The organism is Curtobacterium sp. B8 (assembly GCF_000333315.1).
GTDB classification, from domain to species: domain Bacteria; phylum Actinomycetota; class Actinomycetes; order Actinomycetales; family Microbacteriaceae; genus Curtobacterium; species Curtobacterium luteum.
In genome coordinates this window covers 1-3,070 of sequence record NZ_BACW01000195.1, presented here as the reverse complement: position 1 = coordinate 3,070, position 3,070 = coordinate 1, and the positions used below count along the sequence as shown (strand labels likewise).

At 72.6% G+C, this 3,070-nt stretch carries 3 protein-coding genes and 1 pseudogene; 2 read left to right on the top strand and 2 right to left on the bottom strand.

The features are described 5' to 3' along the window. A pseudogene (locus I59_RS04975) lies at positions 1-259 on the bottom strand (ABC transporter permease); the annotation flags it as partial. A gap of 38 nt (positions 260-297) precedes the next feature. Beyond that, the gene (locus I59_RS04970; protein WP_022902924.1) at positions 298-1,956 is read right to left on the bottom strand and encodes an ABC transporter substrate-binding protein; all 1,659 of its coding nucleotides are present in this window, start codon (positions 1,954-1,956) and stop codon (positions 298-300) included. Between the two features lie 31 nt (positions 1,957-1,987). On the opposite strand from I59_RS04970, the gene I59_RS04965 reads away from it, so the two are divergent. After that, entirely contained in the window at positions 1,988-2,605 is a 618-nt protein-coding gene (locus I59_RS04965) for a TetR/AcrR family transcriptional regulator (protein WP_022902923.1), read from the top strand. 103 nt (positions 2,606-2,708) lie between these two features. Then, positions 2,709-3,070: hypothetical protein (locus tag I59_RS19235; RefSeq protein WP_042726477.1), on the top strand; the 362-nt coding region annotated here is incomplete at its 3' end.

Here is a 3,070-nt window from a genome sequence, read left to right as displayed (position 1 = left end):
CCGAGGAACACGGCGTACTGCACGAGCAGCGGACGGTCGAGCCCGTACTCGTGCCGACCTGGGCGACCGCTGCGGCGGACGCCTGCGACCCGGGGCCGCCGAGGATCGCGAGCGCCGGGTCGCCGGGGATCAGCCGGATCGCGACGAACACGATCGTGGCGACGGCCCAGAGCACGCCGATCCCGCCGGCCAGGCGGCCGAGGCCCCACAGCGTCCACCGCGACCATGCGCCGGAGCGCGACGGGCGCGTCGGGGTCATGCCGTGCCTCCAGTCCGGTCGTCGCCCGTCAGGGCGCGTCAGCGGTCGATCCAGGCCGAGCCGAACCAGGGCGTCGAGACGGCCGTGGTCCGGACGCCGTGCACCTTCGTGGACACGAGGAAGTGGTTCTGCTGGTCGTACAGCGGCAGCACCGTCGCGCTCGCGAGGATGTCCTTCTGCGCCTGCTCGTACAGCTCGCCGCGGTCGTGCGTGTCGGCGGTGCGAGCGGCGCGTTCGAGGAGCGAGTCGACCGTCGGGTCGTCGAGCTGGGCGAGGTTCGCGAAGTACCCGGACGGGGCCGGCTTGATGCTCGCGCTGTCGTAGAGGATGCGGAGGACGTCCGCGCCGACCTTCGTGTACGGCGCGCTGACGACGTCGTACTGGTTCGCCGCGAGGGCCGCGTACCAGCTGGACAGGTCCAGCTCCTTGATCTGCACGTCGAAGCCGATCGCCTTCTCGGAGGCCTGGATCTGCTGGAAGAGGCTGCGCTCGGCCGGGATCGACTGGTTCGTCGACACCGGGAACGTCACCGTCAGACGCTTGCCGTCCTTCGTCCGCACACCGTCGGAGCCCTGCTTCCAGCCGGCGTCGTCGAGCAGCTGCTCGGCATTCGACGCGTCGTGGTCGAAGAGCTCGTCGCCGTCGGCTGAGTACGCGAACGGCTCGACGCTCGACAACAGCGAGTACGAGCGCTTCGCCGTGCCGAGGAAGAGGGACGTGATGCCCGGGTCGACGTCGGCGCCGTGGATGAACGCCTCGCGGACCGCTTCGTCCTGGAAGACGCCGTGGCCGGAGTTCAGCTCGAGGCGGTTGGAGGCGCCGGGTCGCGGGGCGTCGAGGTCGCGGATCGACCCGCCGGCCTTCGCGGCTCGGATCTGGTCGGGCTGGGCGTTGTCGACGACGTCGACCTGGCCGGACTGCAGCGCCGCGTAGCGCGACGTCGAGTCGGGGAGGAACCGCCAGGTGATGCCGTCCAAGCGGGGCTTCGTCGTGCTGCCGGCCTGCTTCCCGAGCGGCGTGTAGTCGGCGTTCTTCACGAGCGTGACGCGGTCGCCGTGCTTCCACGCCGTGACCCGGAAGGGTCCGGTGCCGACGGGGGACTCGCAGTTCTGCGCCTGCGAGCGCTCGAGGGCCTTCGGGGACTCCATGCCGACCCACGGCTGCGAGAACGACTCGAGCAGTGCGCTGTCCGGACGGCTCAGCGTCAGCGTCACGGTGTGGTCGTCGGTCGCGGTGGCCTTCGTGATCGACTGCAGGGCGAGGTAGCCCGTGCTCGAAGCGGTCTTCGGGTCCTGCACGTGCTCGATGTTCGCCACGACCGCGGCCGCGTCGAACGGCGTGCCGTCGGTGAACGACACGTCGTCGCGCAGCCGGAAGGTCAGGGTCTTCCCGTCGTCCGACGTCGTCCACGACTGTGCGAGGGCCGGGACGGGCTCGCCGTCCCGCAGCGCGGTGAGCTCCTCGATGTACTGGCTGGACAGCAGTGCCTGCGGGTAGTTGCCGCCGACGTGGGGGTCGAGGCAGGTCGGCTCCGCGTCCCCCGACGCGTAGACGAGGGTGCCGCCGGCGACCGGCGTGCTGCTCGTCGACCCGCCTCCGCCACCGGTGCAGGCCGTGACGGCCAGGAGGATCGTGGCGGCGCCCGCCAGGGAGGTCGCGATCCGCGACCGGTTTTTCTGTACTGAGTCCAACTTCATGGCTCGCCGAGTCTAGCGGTTTACTGGGGACATGGACCTCGTGCGAGCGGACGACGACCGCGCTCGCCGCGGTGGCCGGCCGCGGCGTTCCAGCGCCGAGGTGCTCGCCGACGCCGCTGCCGAGCTCTTCCTCGAGCAGGGCTACGGCCGCACCACGGTCGACCAGATCGCGGCCCGCGCCGGCGTCAGCCGCGCCACCTTCTTCAACTACTTCGCCGCCAAGTCCGACGTGATGTGGCTCGAGCTCGACGCCGCGGTCGCCGCGATCCCCGCGCTCCTCGACGCGTCCACCGAGCCGAGCCCGGTCCGCGCCGTCGAGGAGGCCCTGCTCGCCGCCGCCCGCGAGCACGACCCGGAGCGGGTGCCCTGGGCGGTCGCGCAGGCCGAGGTGATGGGGATCGGCCCGGAACTCGTCGCGAGCGTCGCCGCCCGGGTGATGCAGCAGCACGGCGCGGTCGCCGCGTTCGTGGCCGCTCGGACGGGGGAGCGTCCGGGTGCGCTGTGGCCCCAGACGGTGTCCGGCGCGCTGCTCGGTGCCGCGGCCGCGGCCTTCGGCGTCTGGGTGGCCGACGGCGTGGGGCGCGGTCGGCTGGTCGAGTACGTCGCGGCGGCCCTGACGCCGGTGGCGTCCGGGCTCGAGGCGGCATGAGGAGGTCGGCCGGTCCGACGACAGCGCCGGCCTGAGAGCTTCGGCGGGAAGCGGCGTCCGCATCCCGGGCTGCGCCCGGACCGGCTGCCTACGATCGGTCGCCGTGGACCACGACGTGCCCGGGACCGGAGTCGGCAGGACCCGGCGTGGTCGAGCAGCGCAGGCCGTCGCGCTCGCCGTGGTGGCCGGTGCGGGGCTGTTCGTGGCGTTCTGGCACCTGGGCGCGCAGACCCCGCACGTCGACGAGTTCACGTACGCGGGCGCCGGCTGGCAGTACGTCCACGGGCTCCTGACCGCCAACCTCCAGCACCCGCCGACGGCCAAGGACCTCTACGGGGTCGCGCAGCTCGTCCTCGGCAAGGGAGTGGGGTCGGCGCGGGTCGGGGCCGCCGCAGCCTCCTTCGCCACCGGGGTCGTCCTGTACCTCTGGCTGCGTCGCCCCGTTCGGGCACTGGGGAGCGCTGC